A 19618-nucleotide genomic window follows, 5' to 3' on the forward strand; every position below is an offset into this window, starting at 1 on the left:
CGATGACGACCCCCGCCCGGTCGGCGGAACCCGCCCCGGCCACGGCCGCGGCCCACCGCAGCGGCGGACTCCGGGACTTCTACGAGGACCCGGCCGTCCCCGTCGCCTCCGGTGCCGCGCGCACGCTGCGCCAGGCGCGGATGCTGGCCGCGGCGCTCGGCCCCGCCGACGCGGGCGCGCGGACCGTCCTCGACATCGGCTGCGGCGACGGCACCGCCGCCCAGGCCGCGGCGCCCCTCCTCGCCGGGCACCGGGTGGTCGGCGTCGACTGGTCGCAGGACGCGCTGCGCCGGGCCCGCACCCGCGTCCCGTACGCGGTCCGCGGCGAACTCAGCGGCGGGGGGCTGCCGTTCGCCCCGTCGTCGGCGGACGCCGTGCTGTTCAGCGAGGTCGTCGAGCATCTCGTGGACCCGGACGGGGCGCTCGACGAGATCCGCCGGGTGCTGCGCCCCGGCGGACACCTGATGCTGTCCACCCCGAACCTCGCCGCCTGGTACAACCGCGGCCTGCTGCTCGCCGGGGTCCAGCCCGTCTTCTCCGAGGTGAGTCTGCGCGCCGTGCACGGCCGTCCCGGGCGGGAGGTCGTGGGCCATCTGCGGCTCTACACGGCCCGCGCGCTCCGGGAGTTCGTCGCCGCGTCGGGCTTCGAGGTCGTCCGGCTCGCGGGCGCCCCCTTCCACGGTGTGCCGCGCCCGCTGCGTCCGCTGGACCGGCTGGCCTGTGCCGCGCCGTCGCTGTCCTCGATCCTGCTCCTGCACGCGCGAAGGACGTAGCCATGTGGTGGGGAGTGATCGCGGCGCTGCTCGCGAACGTGCTGTACAGCACCGGATTCGTCCTGGAGAAGCGGGCGCTCGGCACGATGCCGGAGGTGGACTTCCGGCGTCCCGCGCGGCTGCTCCGGCTGGTCCTCGGCAGCCCGCTGTGGATCGGCGGCTCCCTCGCGCTGGCCTCCGGGTTCGCCGCTCAGCTCGCCGTGTACCGCGCGCTGCCGATCGCCGCCGCCCAGGGCATCTTCGTCTCCGGGCTCGTGCTGCTCGTCCTGCTCTCCTCCCGGCTGCTGGGCGAGCGGACGACGGGCCGGGAACGGTACGCGCTCGGGGCGATCCTGCTGGCCCTGCTGATGGTCGTGCTGTCCCTGCGCGAGGGCTCGGACACGGTCGGCCGCAGCGCTCCCGCCCCGCTGGTCCTCACCGTCTGCCTGCCCTCGCTCGCCCTGGGCGTGTGGCTGTACGGGCGCGCGGAGCGGCGCTCCCGGGAACCGCACCGCGCGCCGCCCAGCGGCGTCGAGTACGGGGTGGCGGTGGGCCTGCTGTACGGGGTGAGTTCGCTCGCAGTGAAGGGGGTGTCGAGCCGGCTGACGACCCACGACGCGGCCGGCGCGGCCGTCGGGCTGCTGCGCTCCCCCTACCCCTATCTCCTGCTCTTCACGGGCGCGTTCGGGCTGGTCATGTCGCAGGCGGCGCTGCAGCGCTGCCGGGCGTCGCTGATCGTGCCGGTCTGCACGACCGTGAGCTGTCTGTTCACGGCGGTGCTCGGCACCCTCACGTTCGGCGAGGCGCTGCCGCACGACCCGGTCCGGCTCACCCTGCGGCTGGCCGGCACCGTCCTCGCGGTGGCCGTCCTGCTCGCCATGCCCAAACAGGACGCGGCGTCGCAACCCTCCCTCGGCGCCAAGGAGTTGACACCCCCATGAACCCCGACGACCCGCTGCTGAGGATCCTCGCCTGCCCTCTCGACAAGGGACCCCTTCACCTGCTTCCGCCCGACGCGGAGCAGCAGGTGGAGGAGGCGCTCTACAACCCGCGTCTGCGCCGCCGCTATCCGGTCGTGGACGGCATTCCGCAGCTGCTGCCGTCCTCCGGACAGCAGGTGACGGAGGACGAACACCGGGAACTCCTGCGGCGGATGACCCCGTGAGCGGATCCGCCGCCGGTCGCGCGGACCGGACCCTCGCCGCTCGCGTCGCCCCCTTCGTGCCCACCCGTCTCGTCGCGGCGGCGGCCCGGTTCGTCTACCCGCGCTTCGAGCCCGAGCTGGCCCGGCTCGCCGACCTCTGCCCGCCGGACTGCGGCACGGCGGTGGACGTCGGCGGCTGGTACGGCCCCTGGACGCACCGCCTCGCCGGCCGGGCGCGCCGCGTGGTGACCGTGGAACCCGTACCGCACCTGGCCCGGCTGCTCGCGTCGGGCGCCCCGGGCAACGTGCGCGTGGTGAGGGCCGCCGCCTCCGACCACCGGGGCACCGCCCGGCTGTGGCTGCCCGCCGACGACGCGGGCGACCGCGGGGTGTCGTCACTGGTGCGCCGGGACATCCACGCGCGCGCCCTGGAGGTGCCCTGTCTGACCCTCGACAGCCTGGACCTGCGGGACGTCGGCTTCATCAAGATCGACGTGGACGGCAACGAGCCGGCCGTGCTGCGGGGAGCCCGGAACCTGCTGGCCCGCGACCGGCCCGCCCTCTTCGTCGAACTGGAGTCCCGTATCCAGCCGGTCGCCCCGGTCGTCGAGCAGCTGGCCGGGCTCGGGTACGCGGGCTGGGTGCTGCCCGGCAGGAGCTGGCTGCCGCTCGCCTCCTTCCCGCTGGAGGAACACCAGGCGCGGACGGCGTACGTCGTCGGACAGGGGCTGCTGCGCCGGGTGCTGCCGCCGCGCGGGCCCCGGTACGTGAACTCGGTGCTGTTCCTGCCGGACGGCCGGCGTCCGGGCGAGGGGCCGGTGCGCGACGATGGACCGCATGCCGGCCAGACGCCCCACCACCCCGTTCACCCCGCTCGACTTCCAGCTGGTCCTGCTGCGCCGCATGGCCGACCACCAGCCTGACCTGGTCGAGGACGCCCGCCACGCCCTGGGCGTGTCCATCGCCGACATGCGCGAGGCCAACCGCCGCTGGCAGGCGATGCTGCACGCGCCGCGGCAGCGGTCCGCGGCCTCCCGCTACCGCTCGGTCCTCGGCGCCCCGCAGACCTCGGCGGAGCGCCGCATCGGCGACCTGACCTGCGAGGCCCTCCAGTGGCCGGTCCCGCTGTGGCCCACGCTGCGCTTCGAGGTCCTGGTCACCGGGAACGGCGTCGCCTGGAACGAGTGGCTGGTGCGGGCCCCCGGTGCCGACGGCCCCACCCTGGAGACCCTGGACGACCTGGCGCCCTGGTCCTGCACGGTCGACGAGGTGGCCCGCGCCTTCGCCCCCGTGCGGCCCCTGGAGGGCACCGCCCCGACCCGCTGGGGGCTGGCGTTCACGGCCCCCGACGCGTCGGGGGTACGCCAGGAGTGCGCGGCGGAGTTCACCTGGGGGCTGCTGCAACGGGTGGCCGTGAAGGGCCCCGCGCCCGAACCGGGGCCGCCGGGTCACTGAGGGGCGGCGGCCTCGATGATCGCCTCGACGACGACGGGCAGCGACTGCGGGTGCAGGAACAGGAAGAGGTTCGGCTCGACGAGCTCCAGCTCCATCACCAGGGGCCGACCGTCGTCGCCGTCGACGAGGTCCACGCGCGCGTAGAGCACGGCGTCCGCGCCGCCCGGGACGGCGGCCAGCGCCCGCTCGGCGACGGCCCGTTCGGCCGCCGTGGGCTCCCAGGCCTCCAGGCGCGGGTGCGGCGTCTTGGCGCCGTCGAAGGGGGTGCCCGGCTCCAGGACCGCTCCCTTGCGGCTGGCGTGCAGCAGCCGTCCGCCGAAGAACTGCAGGGCCCGTTCGCCCCGGACGTCGATGCTCGCCAGATACGGCTGGACCATCGCGGTCAGCCCCTCGGCGTGCATCCGCGCGAGCTGGGCCGCCGCCGTCTCGCGCTCCTTCGGCGTGTACCGGGCGGCGTAGCGCGCTCCCGCTCCGGCCGTGGGCTTCACGACGAACTCGTGCTCGCCGGGCAGGTCGACGGCGTCCCCCGGCGCGAGGTACCGGGTCGGGACGACCGGGACACCCGCCTCCGCGAGGTCTCCCAGGTACCGCTTGTCCGTGTTCCAGCGCACGACCCGCGCCGGGTTCAGGAGCCGTGTCAGGCCCGCGCACCGCTCGGCCCACTCCACGAACTCGGCCGACCGCCAGCTGTAGTCCCAGGTCGACCGGATCAGCGCCAGGTCGAACGCGGCCCAGTCGGTCTCCGGGTCGTCCCAGTGCACGACGGCGGCCTCGGCACCTGCGTCCTCCAGCGCCTGCCGCAGCACCGCCAGGTCCCGGTCGACGGTGGGCTCCTCACCCGGGTTGTACGTGACGAGCGCGATACGGGCCACGACGACTCCCTCCTCGTACGACACCGGCGTACGGCCACGGACGCGCCGCACCGGCACGCCACCTCGGGACGATCCCGCCGCAGGCTAACAACCACCCGCACGCCCGGGCCAAGCCGATACCGGACGTCGCCCGGGCGCGCGGGCCGGTGTCCCTCCGCGGGGCGGGACGGGGGCCGCGCGCCGGTCAGTCCTGCGGGCCGTAGCCCAGCGAGGTGCGGATGGCGCGGCCGACCGGGTCGACGGGGCCCCGGCCGCCGGGCCGGGTCAGCCAGGAGCGGAAGACGCTCGCCAGGTGCAGGCCGAACTCCTCCGCCCGGGCCTCGTCCGCCTGCCGTGATCCGTCACGGGCGGCGACGGTGAGGGCGAACTCGCGGCGCGGCGGCGCGCCCGCCGCGGTCCAGTCGGGACGGCCCGAGAGGGCGGCGCGCGCGACGGCGGAGGCACCGTCCACGTGGTGGTCGCGGTGCCCTTCCTGCATGTGCCACAGCTCGTGGCCGAGGATGACGAGCTGCTGTACGGTCTCCGCGCGCTCCTCGACGACGACCAGGTCGAAGTCGCCGAACTCCATCCACAGGCCGGTCACTTCGATCTCGTCGGGGAACCGCTCGAAGCGGAGCTGGACGGGACGGCCGGCCCGCCGCCGGCTCATCTCCTCGCACAGCGCCCGTGCCAGGTCCCGCACGTCGACGGGAGCGTCGATCCTGTGCCGGAGCTCCCTGCCGAGTTCCACCGCGAGCGCCCGGGTCTCGGAGCGGGCGCCGCGCGGACGCAGCGCGGTCAGCAGCCTTCCGACGGCGCCCGCAGGCCGCGTCATCGGTCCGCCCCCTCGCCGCCCGGCGGGCCGGGCAGTCGGGTCGCGCGCGGGACGGGGCGCGGCCCGAACGGCGCGCGGGCCCGATCCCGGGTCCGGTCGCCCACCGTTCCGCCGGCCCGGACGTCACACACCGGCCCGGCCGCCCGTACCGCCCGGAGGTGCTCCGCGGGCGGAGCCGTCCGGGACGAGGGGGCGCACGGGGCGAGGACGTCGCCCCGGTCCTGGCCCTGCCCGGCGGTCGGCGCGTCGAGGCGTTCGCGGGTCTCGGGACGGGGTGGCGGGGACTGACTCACCAAAGGGCTCCCGGCAGTTGACTCATCAAGTTGTCTCGCCCGGCCGACACTACGGGGCCCGGTCCGTCGGCGCCACGGTTCCCGGACGATCGCGCCCGCATCCCGGACGATCGTCACGGCGTCCGCACCCGCCCTCCACGTCCCCGACGCGGACCGGCGGCCGACCACCCGCCGCGGGAGCGTCATCGTGTAGGAAGAGGCTGTCCGTCCCGGTGAAGTCTCACGGCAAGGAGTCCTCGTGTTCTCCCTCTTCCCGGCCCTGGTGAGCGGATCGGTCGCGGACCGGTCCGCGCTGCGCTTCGGTCATCGGTCCCTGACGTACGCGGAACTCGCCGCCTCGGCAGGGGCGCTGGCCGCGCGGCTCGACGGTGTCGGGCGGGTCGCCGTGTGGGCGACCCCGACCCTGGAGACGGCCGTGGGTGTCGTCGCCGCGCTGCTCGCCGGAGTACCGGCGGTCCCGCTCAACCCGAAGTCGGGAGTGGCGGAACTCGGGCACATCCTCGGCGACAGCGCGCCGTCCCTGGTGCTCGCCGCCCCCGGCGAGACCCTGCCCGCCCCGCTCGCGGCACTGCGCAGGATCGACGTCGAGGTCCCCGGCACGGGAGGCGCCGACGCGGCTGCGCGGCAGGGCACTTCGGACACGATCGACGCCGGCGGGTCCGACGCCTTCGCGTCCGCCGGTTCGGTCACCGACCCCACGGCTGCCGCGCTCGTCGTGTACACCTCCGGGACCACCGGCCCGCCCAAGGGTGCCGTCATCCCGCGCCGGGCCATCGCCTCGACGCTGGACGCGCTCGCCCACGCCTGGCAGTGGACCGGCGACGACGTGCTCGTGCACGGACTGCCCCTGTTCCATGTGCACGGGCTGATCCTCGGCGTTCTCGGCCCGCTGCGGCGCGGCGGGTCCGTGCGCCACCTCGGGAGGTTCAGCACCGAGGGCGTGGCGCGGGAGCTGAACGCCGGGGCGACCATGCTGTTCGGGGTGCCGACGATGTACCACCGGCTCGCCGAGGAACTCGACGGGAATCCGGAACTGGCGGCGGCGCTCGGCCGGGCGCGGCTGCTCGTCTCGGGGTCCGCCGCGCTGCCGCTGCACGACCACGAGCGGATCGCCGCCGCGACCGGACGCCGGGTCGTCGAGCGGTACGGGATGACGGAGACCCTGATGAACACCAGCGTGCGCGCGGACACGGAGGCCCGGCCCGGCACGGTGGGCGTTCCGCTGCCCGGTGTCGGGCTGCGGCTCGTCGAGGAGGACGGGACGACGATCGCCGGGTACGAGGCCGACGGCACCCCGACCGGCGCGCACGACGGCACGAGCGTGGGCGAGATCCAGGTGCGCGGGCCGAACCTGTTCACCGAGTACCTGCACCGGCCCGACGCGACGGCCGCCGCGTACACCGCGGACGGCTGGTTCCGTACCGGCGACATGGCGGTCCTCGACCCCGACGGCGCCGTCCGGATCGTCGGCCGCAAGGCCACCGACCTGATCAAGAGCGGCGGCTACAAGATCGGCGCGGGGGAGATCGAGAACGCGCTGCTCGACCACCCCGGCGTGCGCGAGGCCGCCGTCGCCGCGGAGCCCGACACGGACCTCGGGGAGCGGGTCGCCGCCTGGATCGTGCCGGCCGATCCCGGTCGTCCGCCGTCCGCCGAGGAGCTGGCCGATCACGTGGCCCGCAGCCTCGCGCCGCACAAACGGCCGCGCACGGTGCGGTTCCTGGACGAGCTGCCCCGCAACGACATGGGCAAGATCCTGAAGCGGGAGCTGCCCCGTGACTGAACGCTTCTCGGCCCGCGAGGCCATCGCCCAGGTCACCGACAGCTTCGCCGAACTCCCCTCTCCGGAGGGGAAGTCCGGCCCGGACGGCCCGCTGTCCTGGGACGGGTACGACGCGGCGCGGGCCCGCGCCGCCGACCGTACCGGCGAGGAGGAGTCCGTCGTCTGCGGCACGGCGACGTTCGGGACGGCGAGCTTCGGCACGACGACCGACGGCAGGGAGCCGCTCGGTCCGGTCACCGCGGTCCTCGTCGCCTTCGAGTTCGGCTTCCTCGGTGGTTCGCTCGGCGAGCGCACCGGGGCCCGTCTGGAGGCGGCCCACACCCACGCCCGCGCCCACGGGCTGCCCGTCGTCTCGCTCGTCGCCACCGGCGGCAGCAGGATGCAGGAGGGCATGGTCGCCCTGACCCAACTCCAGCGTGTGGCACGGCAGTCGGAGCTCACCCGGGAGGCGGGTCTCCCGCAGATCGCCGTCGTGCGCGATCCGACGACGGGCGGCGGCTGGGCCACGCTCGGCGCGGGCGCCGACATCACCCTGGCGCTGCCCGGGGCGCAGGTCGCCTTCGCCGGCTCCCGGGTCCGGCCGGCCGACGCGGACCCGGCCGCGTACACGGCGGAGGCCCAGCTCGCGTCCGGGGCGGTCGACGCCCTGGTCCCCCGGGAGGTGTTGCGGGAGACGCTCGCCCTCTGGCTGGACCTCCTCGGCAGGCCGTCCGCCGAACCGGCGCCCGTCCCGGCCGCGTTGGGCGCCACCGAGCTGCCCGCCACCGGCTGGGACGCGGTGGAGCGCGCCCGCGCCGGCGGACGTCCGCGCGCCGACGCCTATCTGGACGCGTACTTCACCCGTCGGGCGACGATCGGCGGCGACCGCTGCGGTGGCACCGACGACGGCATGGAGTGCGGCTTCGGCCGCACGCGCGACGGGCGGACGGTCGCGTTCGCCGCCCAGCGCGGGACGGCGACCCGTCCCGCGGGATACCGCACCGCGGCCCGGCTGGTCCGGCTCGCGGGCCGGCTCGGCGTCCCGGTGCTGACGCTGGTGGACACCCCGGGGGCGGCGAACGACGCGGACGCCGAGCGGCAGGGTGCCGGGCCGGCGATCGCCGACCTGTTCGCGGCGGTCGCGACCGCCCGGACGCCGGTCACCACCCTGGTGATCGGGGAGGGCGGCTCGGGCGGGGCGCTGGCGCTGGCGGCGCCCGGCAACACCTGGGCCACGCCGGACAGTTACTTCTCCGTCATCGCTCCGGAGGCGGCCGCGGCGATCCTCAAGCGGCCCGCCGACGAGGTTCACGCGACCGCCGACCAGCTCCGCGTCCGGCCGCAGGACCTGCTGGAGCTCGGTGTGATCCGGGGCATCGCGGAGCCCTTCGGCGGGTGAACGGACGCGGCCGCCGGCTCCCCCCTCCCAAGGGGAACCGACGGCCGCCCGGGGGACCGGCGCGCCGCGTCGCTCCTGTGCGGAGGGACCGGGGTGCCGAGGTCTCCCGTTCCGTGGGCCGGCCGCGCGGCGCCCCTGGTCGAAGGGGCGCCGCGCGGCGGCCGGTCACTTCACGCCCACCGCCCGGATGATCTCCTGGGTGACCGTGCCGCCCTGGTCGTCCCGCGCGGAGGCCCGCAGCGAGATGAAGCCGGCGCCGCGCGGGACCACCAACAGGCCCTTCCAGGAGGCCTGGTGGCCGAGGAGCGGCACCTTCTTCCAGGTCTTCCCGTCGTCGTAGGACACCTCCAGCTTCCCGCCGCCGATGGTGCCGGTGTCCGGCGCGCCCTTCACGTACTCGGCGGAGAGACCCACCGGGACGAGACCGTGCCGGACGTCGCCCGTCAGGTCGGTGTCGACGTCGAAGCCGAGGTTGAGGAGCGGGAGGAAGGTGTAACGGTCCTCGGGGGTGGCCGCCGACCGGACGGTCCACGCCGTGTGCCCCTTGGTGGAGAGCTTCCAGCGCTCCGGGTCGAGGGCGGTGTCCGTGACGACCTTGTAGGTGTGCTCGTCGGCGGGCGCCTCCCACACATAGGCGGCGGAGCTGGTGCCCCGGTCGACGAGGACGTCGTCCTGGTACACCGAGGTGGTCTGGGTCATCCCGGACTCCTCGCTCCACACGTCGCCGAAGCCGGTGTGGTCGGGCCCGGAGTCGCCCCAGCCGGGGGTGTTGAACTGGATCTGGTTGCCGGCGCGCTGCTGGCCCCAGCCGAGCCCGGTGCCGAGCCAGGGGTGCCAGACCGGCTTGAACCAGTCGAGGGTGTCGTGGGTGCCGCCCTTGTAGGGGACCAGGCCGCTGCGCTCCTCCAGCGTGCCCTCGCCGACGAACGCGGACTCCGTCCAGGTCTGGCCGGGGCCGGTGGAGACGTAGTCGGTGCGCTCGGCCGGGAAGTCGACGCGCTCCTGGAAACCGATGCCGATCGGGAACGGACTGGCGATCGAGTAGCGGAACTCGCTGCCCGAGACCGGCTTCACCGCGTGGAACTTCGTGTCCAGGACGGCCAGTTCACGACGGCCGGGCCGGTAGGTCAGGCTCCGGTCCGGGACCGCGTCCTCGAAGCCCTGCGAAAGGTCGTACACGTAGGGCGTGTTGCGGGTGCCGGTCATGTCGACGCTCCGGGAGGAGCGCAGCTTCGCGGCGTCCGCGGTGTTCACGGTGGCGATCTGGAGCGGCCGGTCGGCGTAGTCGTCCGTGCCGAACCATGCGTTGAGTCGGCCCGCCGTGTCGTCGGTGACGAACAGGGCCTTGGCGCCGGCGTCCTGGGCCGCCTGGGCGAGCGAGGCCGGCTCGACGCCGTCGGTGAGCGTGGCGAGGACGGCCTTGCCGCGCACCCCGGTGAACGGTCCGTCGCCGACGTCGACGAGGGACAGCCTGCTGCGGCCCTCGATCAGGGTGCCGCCGGGCTGGGCGACCGCTTCCCCGACGCCCTTCACCTCGAGGAGGGGCTTCCCGAGACGCCACACGGTCCGGTAGTCGAAGCTGCCCTCGGTGACCTTGGGGGTCGGCGCCGCGAAGATGCTGTCGTACATGATCGGCACCTGGACCGCGCCGAACAGGTCGGAGCCGCCCGCGTCGCGGTCGTACTCCATCAGGAGCTGCCGCGTCTCGGTGCGCTGGTCGACCTCGGCGGCGATCTCCCGCAACGTCCGTCCGTCGAGGGTGACTTCGCGGTCCCGGTCGAGGGTGATCTGGGGTGCGGCGAGGAAGCCGAGGCCGAGCGAGTCGGCGCCGTGGCTGCCGCGCACGTCGAGGAAGGACGTCAGGCCGTACGTGCCCGGCAGGAGCCGGAGCTTCACGGTGCCGGACTCCCCGACGGACGCCGGGGAGGGGTCGGTGCCCGCGGCGAACTGCTGCACCGCGAGGTCGGCGGCGGTCGGCTTGCCGTCCCGGTCCTTCACATGGACGGTGAGCGTGTACCGCTCCTCCTCCTTGACCAGCCCGAACGCGGTGTGGGCGACCGGGGTGCCGTCCACCGAGGCGACGATCTGCCCGGAGGTGTCGCCGACCGGCGCCTTCGATCCGTCGCCGGTGACCGTGGTGGAGGCGGTGCCGTGCGCGGGCACGGTGAGCGTGGTGTCGGCGAGGGTGGCGACACCCTCGCCGGCCCCCTCCGCGGCGAGCGTCAACCGCACCGCCGCGTCGGAGGAGTTGGTGTACGTCACGGTCTTCGTGACGGGCTTGTCGTCCTCGTAGGGCCAGCCGTGGAAGCCGAGGTCGGCGCTGCCGGTGGCGGTGATCTTCGCGCCGGTCGCGTCCGGGACGCTCACCCGGCCCGCGCCCAGCTGGTAGACGGAGGCGTCGAGCCGCTTCGACGTCGACATCAGCCCGTCCTTGAGCTGCGCGCCGGTCCAGTCGGGGTGTTTCTGTGCCAGCAGCGCGGCCACGCCCGCGACGTGCGGCGTCGCCATCGACGTACCGCTCATCGTCGTGTAGGGGCCGCTGCCGTCGACGAGCGTCGAGCGGGCGGCGAGGATGTCGACGCCGGGCGCGGACAGGTCGGGCTTGAGGGCGTTGTCGCCCCAGCGCGGTCCGGCGCTGGTGAAGTAGGCGGCCTCGTCGGCGGAGTCGACGGCACCGATGGTCAGCGCGGAGTCGGCGGCACCGGGCGAGCCGATGGAGGAGGGGGTGCCGGTGTTGCCCGCGGCGATGACGAAGAGGGCGCCGGTCTCCTTCGACAGGCTGTCGACGGCCAGGGCCATCGGGTCGGTGCCGTCGCTGGGCTCGGTGGAGCCGAGGCTCATCGAGATCACCTTGGCGTGCACGTCGCGGGCGGCCCACTCCATGCCGGCGATGATCTGCGAGTCGCTGCCCGAGCCCTCGTCGCTGAGCACCTTGCCGACGGCGAGCGTGGCGTCGGGCGCGACGCCCTTCTCCTTGCCGTCGGAGGCGGCACCGCTGCCGCCGACGGTGGAGGTGACGTGCGTGCCGTGCCCGTTGCGGTCGGCGACCTCCTGCCCGTCGATGAAGCTCTTGGTCTGCGTGACGCGGCCGGCCAGGTCGGGGTGACTCGTGTCGACACCGGTGTCGAGGACGGCGACGGTCACGCCCTTGCCGGTGAGACCGGCCTCCCACGCCTCGGGGGTGCCGATCTGCGCGTTGCTCTCGGCCATGTCGGCCTTGACGCGCCCGTCGAGCCACACCTTGCCGATGCCGTCCTGGCGGGTCACCGCCTTCCAGAACGTCCGGCCCTTGTCCGCGTCGACAGCCGCGCCGCGGATGCTGGGCAGCGCCCGGGTCCGCTCGGCCCCGGCCGGGGTCGCGGCCCGTGCCTTGGCGTCGTAGGTGACGATCAGCGGCAGCTCGTGCGTCTTCTGGTCGGTGAGCCCCTGACGTATCAGCTCGCTCACGTCGAACAGCCGCCGGTCGAGGGTGCCCGCCCGCAGATACGGCAGCGCCTCGTCGGGTACGACCGTCACGGCACCGTCGGCCACCTGGGTGCGGACCGCTCCGGTGGCACCCCGGGGGCGCACCACGGACACCGTCTTCTTGCCGCCGCCGACGTCGGTGACGGTCACCTTGTCGCCGGTCACGAGGGTGACGGTGTGCGCAGCGGACGCGGCTCGCGTCGAGGCCGGGGTGCCGGTGTCGCCGGTTCCCGCGGCGTCGAGCGCGCCGGCCCGCCCCATGGGCAGCAGGGCGAGCACGAGCCCGGCCGACAGCAGCGCCGCCGGACGTCTCGCTGGTCCTCTGGTCATTGGTGCCCTCTCTTCATCGCCGTACCGCGCCGGACGGGGGTGGTGCCCGGGGCTTGCGAAGAGTGTCGGGGGGCTTGTGTTGCAGGGGTGTTGACGGAACCTGGCGGGAAGGCGCCCTGGCGGTTTCCCGCCAGGTCACGGACGGGGACACGGCGGTAGGAGCCACAGAAACCGGGACACGTCCACGCCCCCGCCGGCCTGCACCGCGAAGGACACCGCGCTCACCCCGGTTCCCCGCCGCACTCGCCTCGAACACCGGAACCGAACGCGAGGCGGGGGTCGACGCCGCGTCCGGCACGCGGTCGGCGCCGCGTTCGACTCGGAGGTCGGCGGAGAGACCGGCACCGTGTCCAGCGCGGGAGCCGGCGCCGTATCGGGCCCGGGGTCGGCACCGTTGCACGACACGGAGGTCGGAGCTCTGTCCGGCACGGAGGTCGGCGCCTTCTTCGGCGCGCGGGTCAGCACGGCGGTCGACTCCGAGGTCGGCGACGTCTTCGGCACCCACCTCGTGGAGGGCAACGCCCCGACTCGGGAGTCGGCTCCGTGTCGGGGCGCCCGGGTCTCCGAGAGTTGGCGCCGTGCTCGGCGCCGAGTCATGGCCGGGTTCGGCCAGATGGCCGGCGACTCGCTGACGAGTGGTCAGCCAGGTGTCTCGGTGACCGCCCCGCGCGCGCTGACCATCCGTCATCGGCCCGCGCCGACCGGGGATGCCGCCGGCCGGGCAGGTGCTCCAAGGGCTCGGCGTGGACCACTCCGGCCGTGCGGAGGCGCGGGCAGCGGAAGACCACCCGTCCAGCGGCACCCCGCCCGGCCCCCCACAAAGGGCGGCGCCCGCCTCGCGCGCCGAGGATGCGAAGAGAGGACCGCCGCCCGGCGGAGCCCCACACGGTCTGCGCTCTCGGGAGGACCCGCCATGACCGCCAGCCTGGAGCAGTTGCGCCGCTGCCATTTCGCCGTCGACCTGGGGGCCGCGAGGACCCGTGTGTACGTGAAGGGCGCGGGTCTGGTCGTCGACCAGCCGAGCGTCGCGGCGATCAACACGAAGACGGGCGCGCTGATCGCGGTCGGTGAGTTCGCGGAGAAGATGACGGGCCGTACGCCCGACTACATCCGGGTCGTGCGTCCCGTCTCCGGCGGCACGGTCGTGGACATCGACATGGCCCAGCGGATGCTCCGTCACCTGCTGGGTGACAAGGTCCGTCGCGCCCTGCGCCGCAAGCCCCGGCTGCGGGCCGCCGCCTGCACCCCGCACGACGCGGACCCGCTGGCGCAGCGCGCGGCCATCGAGACGCTGGTCGGGCTCGGGGCGCGGCGGGTCGAACTGGTGGACACGCTGATCGCCGCCGCGGTCGGCTGCGGCCTGCCCGTCGAACGTCCCGAGGCCACCATGATCATGGTGTGCGGGGCCGCCGCCACCCAGCTCGCGGTCCTGTCGCTGGGCTCGATCGTGACGGCCGAGCGCATCCCGGTCGGCGGCGAGGCCGTGGACCACGCGATCGTCCAGCACCTGCGCCACCAGCACGAGTTGATGCTGCCGAGCCAGGCCGTACGTCCCCTCCAGATCGCGCTCTCCGGCAACGGGCTCACCCCGCACGGTCCGGCCCTCACCGAGATCCACGGGCGGGACGTCGCCACCGGCCTCGCCCGTTCCGTGCAGGTCGACACCGCCGCCGTGCGCAACGCGATCCAGACCCCGCTGACCGCGGTGCTCGACGGCATCGGCAAGGTGCTCCGCACCTGCCCGCCCGACCTCGTGGCCGACCTCGCCGACCGCGGGATCATGATGGTCGGCGGCAGCGCGCTACTGCCGGGCCTCGACCAGATGCTGCGGCAGGCGACGGGCATGCCCGTGCACATCGCGGAACGGCCCGACGTGTGCGCCGTCCAGGGGCTCGGCTACATGCTGGAGGGCAAGATCGAGCCGCTGATCCTGGACCCGCTGGCCGGCTGACGCCTTGGCGCCCGGGGGTCTCGCATGACCGGTCCCGCACACGTACCCGGCCGCGGGTCCGATCCCGTCCCCGGGCTCCCGCCCCTCCTCGAAGCGGTGCTGCGCGTCGGCACCGACCTCGAACTGCGCGCCACGCTCCAGCGGATCGTGGACGCGGCGGCGGAGTTGACCGGCGCCCGGTCCGCGGCCCTGGGCACGACGGACCCGGGCCGGGACGGCCTGGTACGCATCCGCACGACGGTGACCGACCCGCGCGCGCAGCCTCCCGGAACGCCCGCCGAAGGCGACGGCGACGGCCATGAGCACGACGCCGACGACCGGCACGGGCACGGCGAAGACCGCGACGGCCACGGCACCGGCGACAGCACCGGCCCCGGCGACAGCCGCGGCGAGACCGGAACGGCCACCGGCGCGGGCGTCGAGGCCGAGGCCGGGGCCGAGGCAGGCGCCGAAACCGGGGCCGAGGCAGGCGCCGAAACCGAGACCGGCGTCGACGCCCAGGCAGACGCCGAAGCCGGGGCCGGGGCCGACCCGCATCCCGCCCCCCACCTCTGCCTGGACGTCCCCATCCGTGTCGGTGACGAGGTGTTCGGGAACCTCTATCTCGCGGACAGGGCCGGCGGCCCCTTCACCCCGGAGGACGAGCAGCTGGTGCGGCTGCTCGCCACGCAGGCCGGGATCGCCATCGCCAACGCCCGGCTGTACGAGACGGCCCGGCAGCGCGAGCGCTGGATCGAGGGAGCCGCCGCGGTGACCACGGCCCTGCTCACCGGGGAGAGCGCGGACGACGCGCTGCTGACGGTCGCCGAGCGGGCCAGGCTCCTCGCGGGCGCGGCGGCCGGCGTGATCCTCCAGCCCACCCCGGAGGGCGGCATGGAGATCGTGGCCGCCTCCACGCACCAGGACCCGGACGGCATCGTCGGGACCACCATCGCGCCCGGCAGCCCCGTCCTCGAACAACTCCTCGGCGGGGAGCCGGTGTTCATCGACGACTCGGCGACCGACCCGCGGATGACGACGCCGGTGCGGTCCCGGTTCGGGCCGAGCATGATGCTGCCCCTGCAAGCCGAGGGTCGGCTGATCGGCACGCTGGCCCTGCCGCGCGCCCGGGGCGACCGCCCGTACACCCGGGTCGAACGTCTGCTGGCCACCCAGTTCGCCTCGCAGGCCGCGCTCGCGCTCGTCCTCGCCGGTGCCCGGCACAGCCGGGAGCGTCTCGCGGTCTACGAGGACCGCGACCGCATCGCCCGTGACCTGCACGACCTGGTCGTCCAACGCCTGTTCGCGACCGGCCTGATGCTGGAGTCCACGCTGCGCCGGAGCCGGGCGGAGGGGATCGGCGGCGCGACGGAAGCGGCGGACGCGAAGGCAGCCGGTGACGACGGCGGCGCGGAGGTGCGGGTGACACTCGGCCACGCCGTCGACGAGCTGCAGTCCACCATCCAGGAGGTCCGCACCGCGATCTTCGCCCTCCAGCAGCCGCCCGCCGACGCGCCCACCACCTTCCGCGGCAAGGTGCTGCGTGAGACGGCGGGCGCGGGAGCCCTGCTCGGTTTCCAGCCGTCCGCCCGGTTCACCGGCCCCGTCGAGGACCGGGTCCCGGAGTCCGTCGCCGGGCACCTCGTCGCCGCCCTGCGCCGCGCCCTCGCGGTCGCCTCTCGGCGTGCCGGTGTCTCCCGGATCGAGGTCGACGTCGACGCCACGGCCGCCCTGCCGGACGGCCGCCCCGCCGTACGGCTCACCGTCCGGGACGATGCCCCGGTGGCCGAAGGCGGCACGGACACCCCGTTCAGCTGGCAGTCACCGCTGTGAGGACCCGGCACCCGCCGAACTGACGTCTCCCCGTCCGGACCCCGTTCCGACGCGTTCACGGGATTCATCCGGCCGGCCGCGCTCCCATTGCGCAAATGCCCGCTCGCGACTAAGTCTGAAATCGAAGAAGTGCAGGTTGCGAGATAGATCCGACTGGTACTCTCCGCCCGATAGCAGCCCATCAAGCGAAAGTCCTCACATGAACCTTCCGGTGACGCAGGCGACGCACCGCTCCGCCGCCCCCAGGCCCATGCGCCGCCCGCACACTCCCCTGGCGGCGATCGACCCGCTCGGGACCGCCGCCGTGAGGTCCGCCGGACGAGTGACGGACATCCCCGGACGCCGCCCGGCCAGGCCGATCACCTTCGACTCGGCCCTCTAGGCACCCCTCCGCTTTCGTACGGGCGCATCCGGGTCACCCCGCCGGGTGCGCCCGTCCGCGCGCCCCGCATCCCCCAACAGGCCTTGCGGATCAAGGAGTTCGCGGTACAGGGGGCGCGTTCCCGGTATTACCCTTCACCGGGTGAAGCTCCAGCAACTCGTCCTCAAGATCCACAGCCGGTGCGATCTGGCCTGTGATCACTGTTATGTGTACGAGCATGCCGATCAGAGCTGGAAAAGCCGGCCCACCTTCATTTCCGAAGAAACGCTCGGAAAAGTGGCCCGGAGATTCGCGGACTATGCCAGAGAAGAGAAACTCCCGTCCGTTTCCGTGATCCTTCACGGTGGCGAACCCCTTCTCGTGGGTCCCGTCCGTATGAGGGACATCTGTGCGGAACTCGTCCGCACCATCACCCCGGCGACCGCTCTCGATCTCAGAATTCACACGAACGGCGTGCGACTGAACACCCGCTATCTCGATGTGTTCAAGGAATTCGACGTCAAGGTCAGTATCTCGCTGGACGGCGACCGTGCCGCGAACGACCGGCACCGGCGCGACCGGCGGGGCCGCAGCAGCCACGACCGGGTGCTGCGCGCGATCGACCTGCTGCGCACGCCCGCGTACCGGCACCTCTACAGCGGTCTGCTGTGCACGGTGGACGTGGCCAACGATCCCGTCGCGGTGCACGACGCGCTGGTCGCGCTGCGCCCGCCACGCGTCGACTACCTGCTGCCGCACTCCACCTGGGACAGCCCGCCGCCCCGGCCGGACGGCTCCCCCACCGCCTACGCCGACTGGCTGCTGAGGATCTTCGACCGCTGGGAGGCGCAGGGCCGCACCGTCGGGGTGCGGACCTTCGAGTCGGTCCTCAGCACGCTGCGGGGCGGCCCGCCGCTGACGGAGGCGATGGGGCTCGCGCCGAGCGATCTCGCGGTGGTGGAGACCGACGGCAGCTTCGAGCAGGCCGACTCCCTGAAGACCGCGTACGACGGCGCCCCGTCCACCGGCTACGACGTCGACCGGCACACCTTCGCCGAGTTCGCCCGGCACCCCGGGGTGCGCGCCCGGCAACTGGGCCTCGCGGGCGTCGGCGCGACCTGCCGGCGCTGCCCGGTGATCGAGTCGTGCGGCGGAGGCCTCTACGCGCACCGGTACAGCACCGGGCACGGCTTCGCGAACCCGAGCGTCTTCTGCGCCGACCTGAAGGCCTTCGTGGACGGGGTCGCCGAGCGCATCACCGACCACTCCCTGAGCCCCGCCGTGCACGACCGTCACGAACTCGGGTACGCGCAGGGCGAGCTGGTCCGCACCCTGGTCCCCGTGGTGGCCGCCCGGCACGCCGGCGAGCCCGGCTGGGACGCGGTGTGGCGGGCGTTCCTGGCCCTCGACGGCACCCCGTCGACCGCGCCGTACGTCGACGAGATCCTCGCGCACCCCTATCTGCACACCGCGCTGAACAACTGCCTGCACGGCCGGCTCACCGAACCGGCGCCGCTCGCCCGCGCGATCACCGCCGCGGCCGTCCGCGCCGGCGCCGACCTCGCGCTCTCCTGGGACGAGCCGACCGCGGAACTGCACCTGCCCACCCTGGGCACCCTCGGTCTCCCCGGGCCGGGCCGCGTCGACGTCTCCGTGACCGCCGGAGAGCCACGGGTCCGCGCCGGGGCCGGCACCGTGCACTCCCCCGGCGACGGCCGCACCCCCTGGCGGCCCCTGCGCACGGTCCCCGTCGCGGACGGCACCCTGCTGCTCCTGGACGACGCGGACCCGCTCCGCGACTGCTACCCCGTGCCGGTCGCCGAGCCGCTGGGCTCCAGCGACCTCGCCATGTTCGCCAAACGGCTGCGCGGCGCCTACGAGTCGCTGGCGGAGCGGCGCCCCCGGGAGCGCGACGGTGCCCACGAGGCGGCACTGACCACCGTCACCCCGCTCGCCGCCGGAACGGGCGTGCGGCTCGGCGCGCACGGGCTCGGCGCGATCGGTCTGGCGGTGGACTTCGAACCCGAGGACCTGGTCCGGGAACTGCCGCGCGCCGCACGGCTGGCCCGCCTCAGGGCGCTGCGCGAGACGGCCGACCTGAACGTGCCGGGCAACCGGGCCGGCCGGCTGCTCGACGAGGCGAGCGGAGAGCTGGGCAACGCCGCCTACTGGGCCGGTGAGACGTCCGAGCACGCCGCCGCCCTGGAGCGGGCGGGCCGCGCCCTCGACCTGCTGGCGGCCCGCCCCGCCCACGAACTCACGGCCACCGGTGCGGTGTTGGCGGACGAACTGCGCGCCGAACTGAAGCAGGCGGCGAGCACGGCGCCGGCCGGACGGTCCGGCCGGCATGACTGACATCCGCCGACTGAGCGATGCGTTGCGGGAGTTGGGCCTCCCCCGAGGTGGCGTCCTCATGGTGCACGCCTCCCTCGGCGGCAGTGGTCTGCGGGCCGCCGAGGTCCGGGACGCGCTGCTGGACGCCCTCGGACCGGACGGCACCCTCGTCGTGCCCACGTTCTCGCCGGAGAACTCCTTCACCTCGCGGGCCTACAAGGAGCTCACCGCGGGGATGTCCGAGGAGGAGGAGCGGGCGTTCCGCGCGTCGCGGCCGCCGTTCGACGCCGCGGCCACGCCCTGCCCGACCATGGGCGTGCTCGCCGAGTGCGTACGCACCACACCGGGCGCCGCGCGCAGCACCCATCCGCACACCTCGCTCGCCGGACTCGGTCCACGGGCGGCCGAGTTGCTCGGCGTCCACGACCCCGACTGTCACCTCGGTGAACGCTCCCCGATCGGGGCGCTGTACGCCGCGGGCGCCCATGTCCTGCTGTTCCGGGTGGGGTTCGAGGTGTGCAGCGCGTTCCACCTCGCCGAGTACCGGCTGCGGCCCACGCCGCCGCCCCGCTCGTACTTCTACGTGGCCGGCGAGCCCGGCCGCTGGGTCTCGTACGAGGACATCACCCTGTACGACGGGGACTTCGGGGCGATCGGGGCGCGGCTGCCGCGTGATCTCCCGGCGGAACGGGAAATGGCGGGGAGAGCGGTGCGGCTCTTCGGGATGCGGGAGGCCGTCGACCTGGCCGGGGTCCAGATGTCTGGATATCGCCAGGGATTGACGTGAAAGAGGCGACCCGCACGGGGCCTCGGTCGGGAAGATTGTGGGTTCCGGCCAGGTGAACATCCCGTAGGGGTCTCATCCACAGGCAGG

Annotated in this window: 15 protein-coding genes; 12 read left to right on the forward strand and 3 right to left on the reverse strand. The window is 74.4% G+C overall.

The genetic code is table 11. From position 1 onward, the window contains the following. Positions 1-2: 2 nt before the first annotated feature. Genes AB0C62_RS14590 through AB0C62_RS14610 form a run of 5 tightly spaced genes read left to right on the forward strand, consistent with a single transcriptional unit; the run spans position 3 to position 3351 of the window. On the forward strand, positions 3-773 hold the full coding sequence (locus tag AB0C62_RS14590) for a class I SAM-dependent methyltransferase (protein ID WP_362972964.1): 771 nt from the start codon (positions 3-5) through the stop codon (positions 771-773). Between the two features lie 14 nt (positions 774-787). Beyond that, positions 788-1693, forward strand: coding sequence for a hypothetical protein (locus AB0C62_RS14595; RefSeq protein ID WP_362973187.1), 906 nt, complete (start codon positions 788-790; stop codon positions 1691-1693). Next, the gene (locus tag AB0C62_RS14600) at positions 1690-1917 is read left to right on the forward strand and encodes a Trm112 family protein (RefSeq protein ID WP_362972966.1); all 228 of its coding nucleotides are present in this window, start codon (positions 1690-1692) and stop codon (positions 1915-1917) included. Before AB0C62_RS14595 ends, AB0C62_RS14600 begins: the two co-directional genes overlap by 4 nt. After that, positions 1914-2819, forward strand: a complete 906-nt coding sequence (locus AB0C62_RS14605) for an FkbM family methyltransferase (RefSeq protein ID WP_362972968.1) — start codon at positions 1914-1916, stop codon at positions 2817-2819. Before AB0C62_RS14600 ends, AB0C62_RS14605 begins: the two co-directional genes overlap by 4 nt. Further along, entirely contained in the window at positions 2725-3351 is a 627-nt protein-coding gene (locus AB0C62_RS14610; RefSeq protein WP_362972970.1) for a hypothetical protein, read from the forward strand. Before AB0C62_RS14605 ends, AB0C62_RS14610 begins: the two co-directional genes overlap by 95 nt. Here AB0C62_RS14610 and AB0C62_RS14615 read toward each other — a convergent pair. After that, the gene (locus tag AB0C62_RS14615) at positions 3345-4223 is read right to left on the reverse strand and encodes a hypothetical protein (protein ID WP_362973189.1); all 879 of its coding nucleotides are present in this window, start codon (positions 4221-4223) and stop codon (positions 3345-3347) included. The genes AB0C62_RS14610 and AB0C62_RS14615 overlap by 7 nt on opposite strands. A 184-nt stretch (positions 4224-4407) precedes the next feature. Next, positions 4408-5037 carry a toxin-antitoxin system, toxin component gene (locus tag AB0C62_RS14620; protein ID WP_362972972.1) on the reverse strand — a complete coding sequence of 210 codons (630 nt, stop codon included), beginning with the start codon at positions 5035-5037 and terminating at the stop codon, positions 4408-4410. Between the two features lie 531 nt (positions 5038-5568). On the opposite strand from AB0C62_RS14620, the gene AB0C62_RS14625 reads away from it, so the two are divergent. After that, a complete protein-coding gene (locus tag AB0C62_RS14625) occupies positions 5569-7113 on the forward strand; it encodes an acyl-CoA synthetase (RefSeq protein ID WP_362972974.1) in 1545 nt (514 codons plus the stop codon). Next, complete coding sequence (locus tag AB0C62_RS14630; RefSeq protein ID WP_362972976.1) at positions 7106-8491, forward strand: carboxyl transferase domain-containing protein; 1386 nt, start codon at positions 7106-7108, stop codon at positions 8489-8491. Before AB0C62_RS14625 ends, AB0C62_RS14630 begins: the two co-directional genes overlap by 8 nt. A 165-nt stretch (positions 8492-8656) precedes the next feature. On the opposite strand, the gene AB0C62_RS14635 is transcribed toward AB0C62_RS14630, so the two are convergent. Continuing rightward, entirely contained in the window at positions 8657-12286 is a 3630-nt protein-coding gene (locus AB0C62_RS14635; RefSeq protein WP_362972978.1) for a S8 family serine peptidase, read from the reverse strand. Between the two features lie 913 nt (positions 12287-13199). On the opposite strand from AB0C62_RS14635, the gene AB0C62_RS14640 reads away from it, so the two are divergent. The 5 genes from AB0C62_RS14640 (at position 13200) to AB0C62_RS14660 (ending at position 19531) form a co-directional block, all read left to right on the forward strand. Further along, positions 13200-14237 carry a rod shape-determining protein gene (locus AB0C62_RS14640; RefSeq protein WP_081217139.1) on the forward strand — a complete coding sequence of 346 codons (1038 nt, stop codon included), beginning with the start codon at positions 13200-13202 and terminating at the stop codon, positions 14235-14237. A gap of 24 nt (positions 14238-14261) precedes the next feature. Further along, entirely contained in the window at positions 14262-16049 is a 1788-nt protein-coding gene (locus AB0C62_RS14645) for a GAF domain-containing protein (RefSeq protein ID WP_362972980.1), read from the forward strand. A gap of 199 nt (positions 16050-16248) precedes the next feature. Then, complete coding sequence (locus AB0C62_RS14650; RefSeq protein WP_362972982.1) at positions 16249-16431, forward strand: hypothetical protein; 183 nt, start codon at positions 16249-16251, stop codon at positions 16429-16431. A gap of 141 nt (positions 16432-16572) precedes the next feature. After that, entirely contained in the window at positions 16573-18765 is a 2193-nt protein-coding gene (gene fxsB / locus AB0C62_RS14655) for a radical SAM/SPASM protein FxsB, inactivated metallohydrolase extension form (protein ID WP_362972984.1), read from the forward strand. Continuing rightward, positions 18758-19531, forward strand: coding sequence for an AAC(3) family N-acetyltransferase (locus tag AB0C62_RS14660; protein WP_362972986.1), 774 nt, complete (start codon positions 18758-18760; stop codon positions 19529-19531). The genes fxsB and AB0C62_RS14660 overlap by 8 nt, the downstream gene beginning before the upstream one ends. The last annotated feature ends 87 nt before the right edge of the window (positions 19532-19618 follow it).

The sequence above is a fragment of the Streptomyces sp. NPDC048643 genome, assembly GCF_040650615.1.
Taxonomy (GTDB): Bacteria; Actinomycetota; Actinomycetes; order Streptomycetales; family Streptomycetaceae; genus Streptomyces.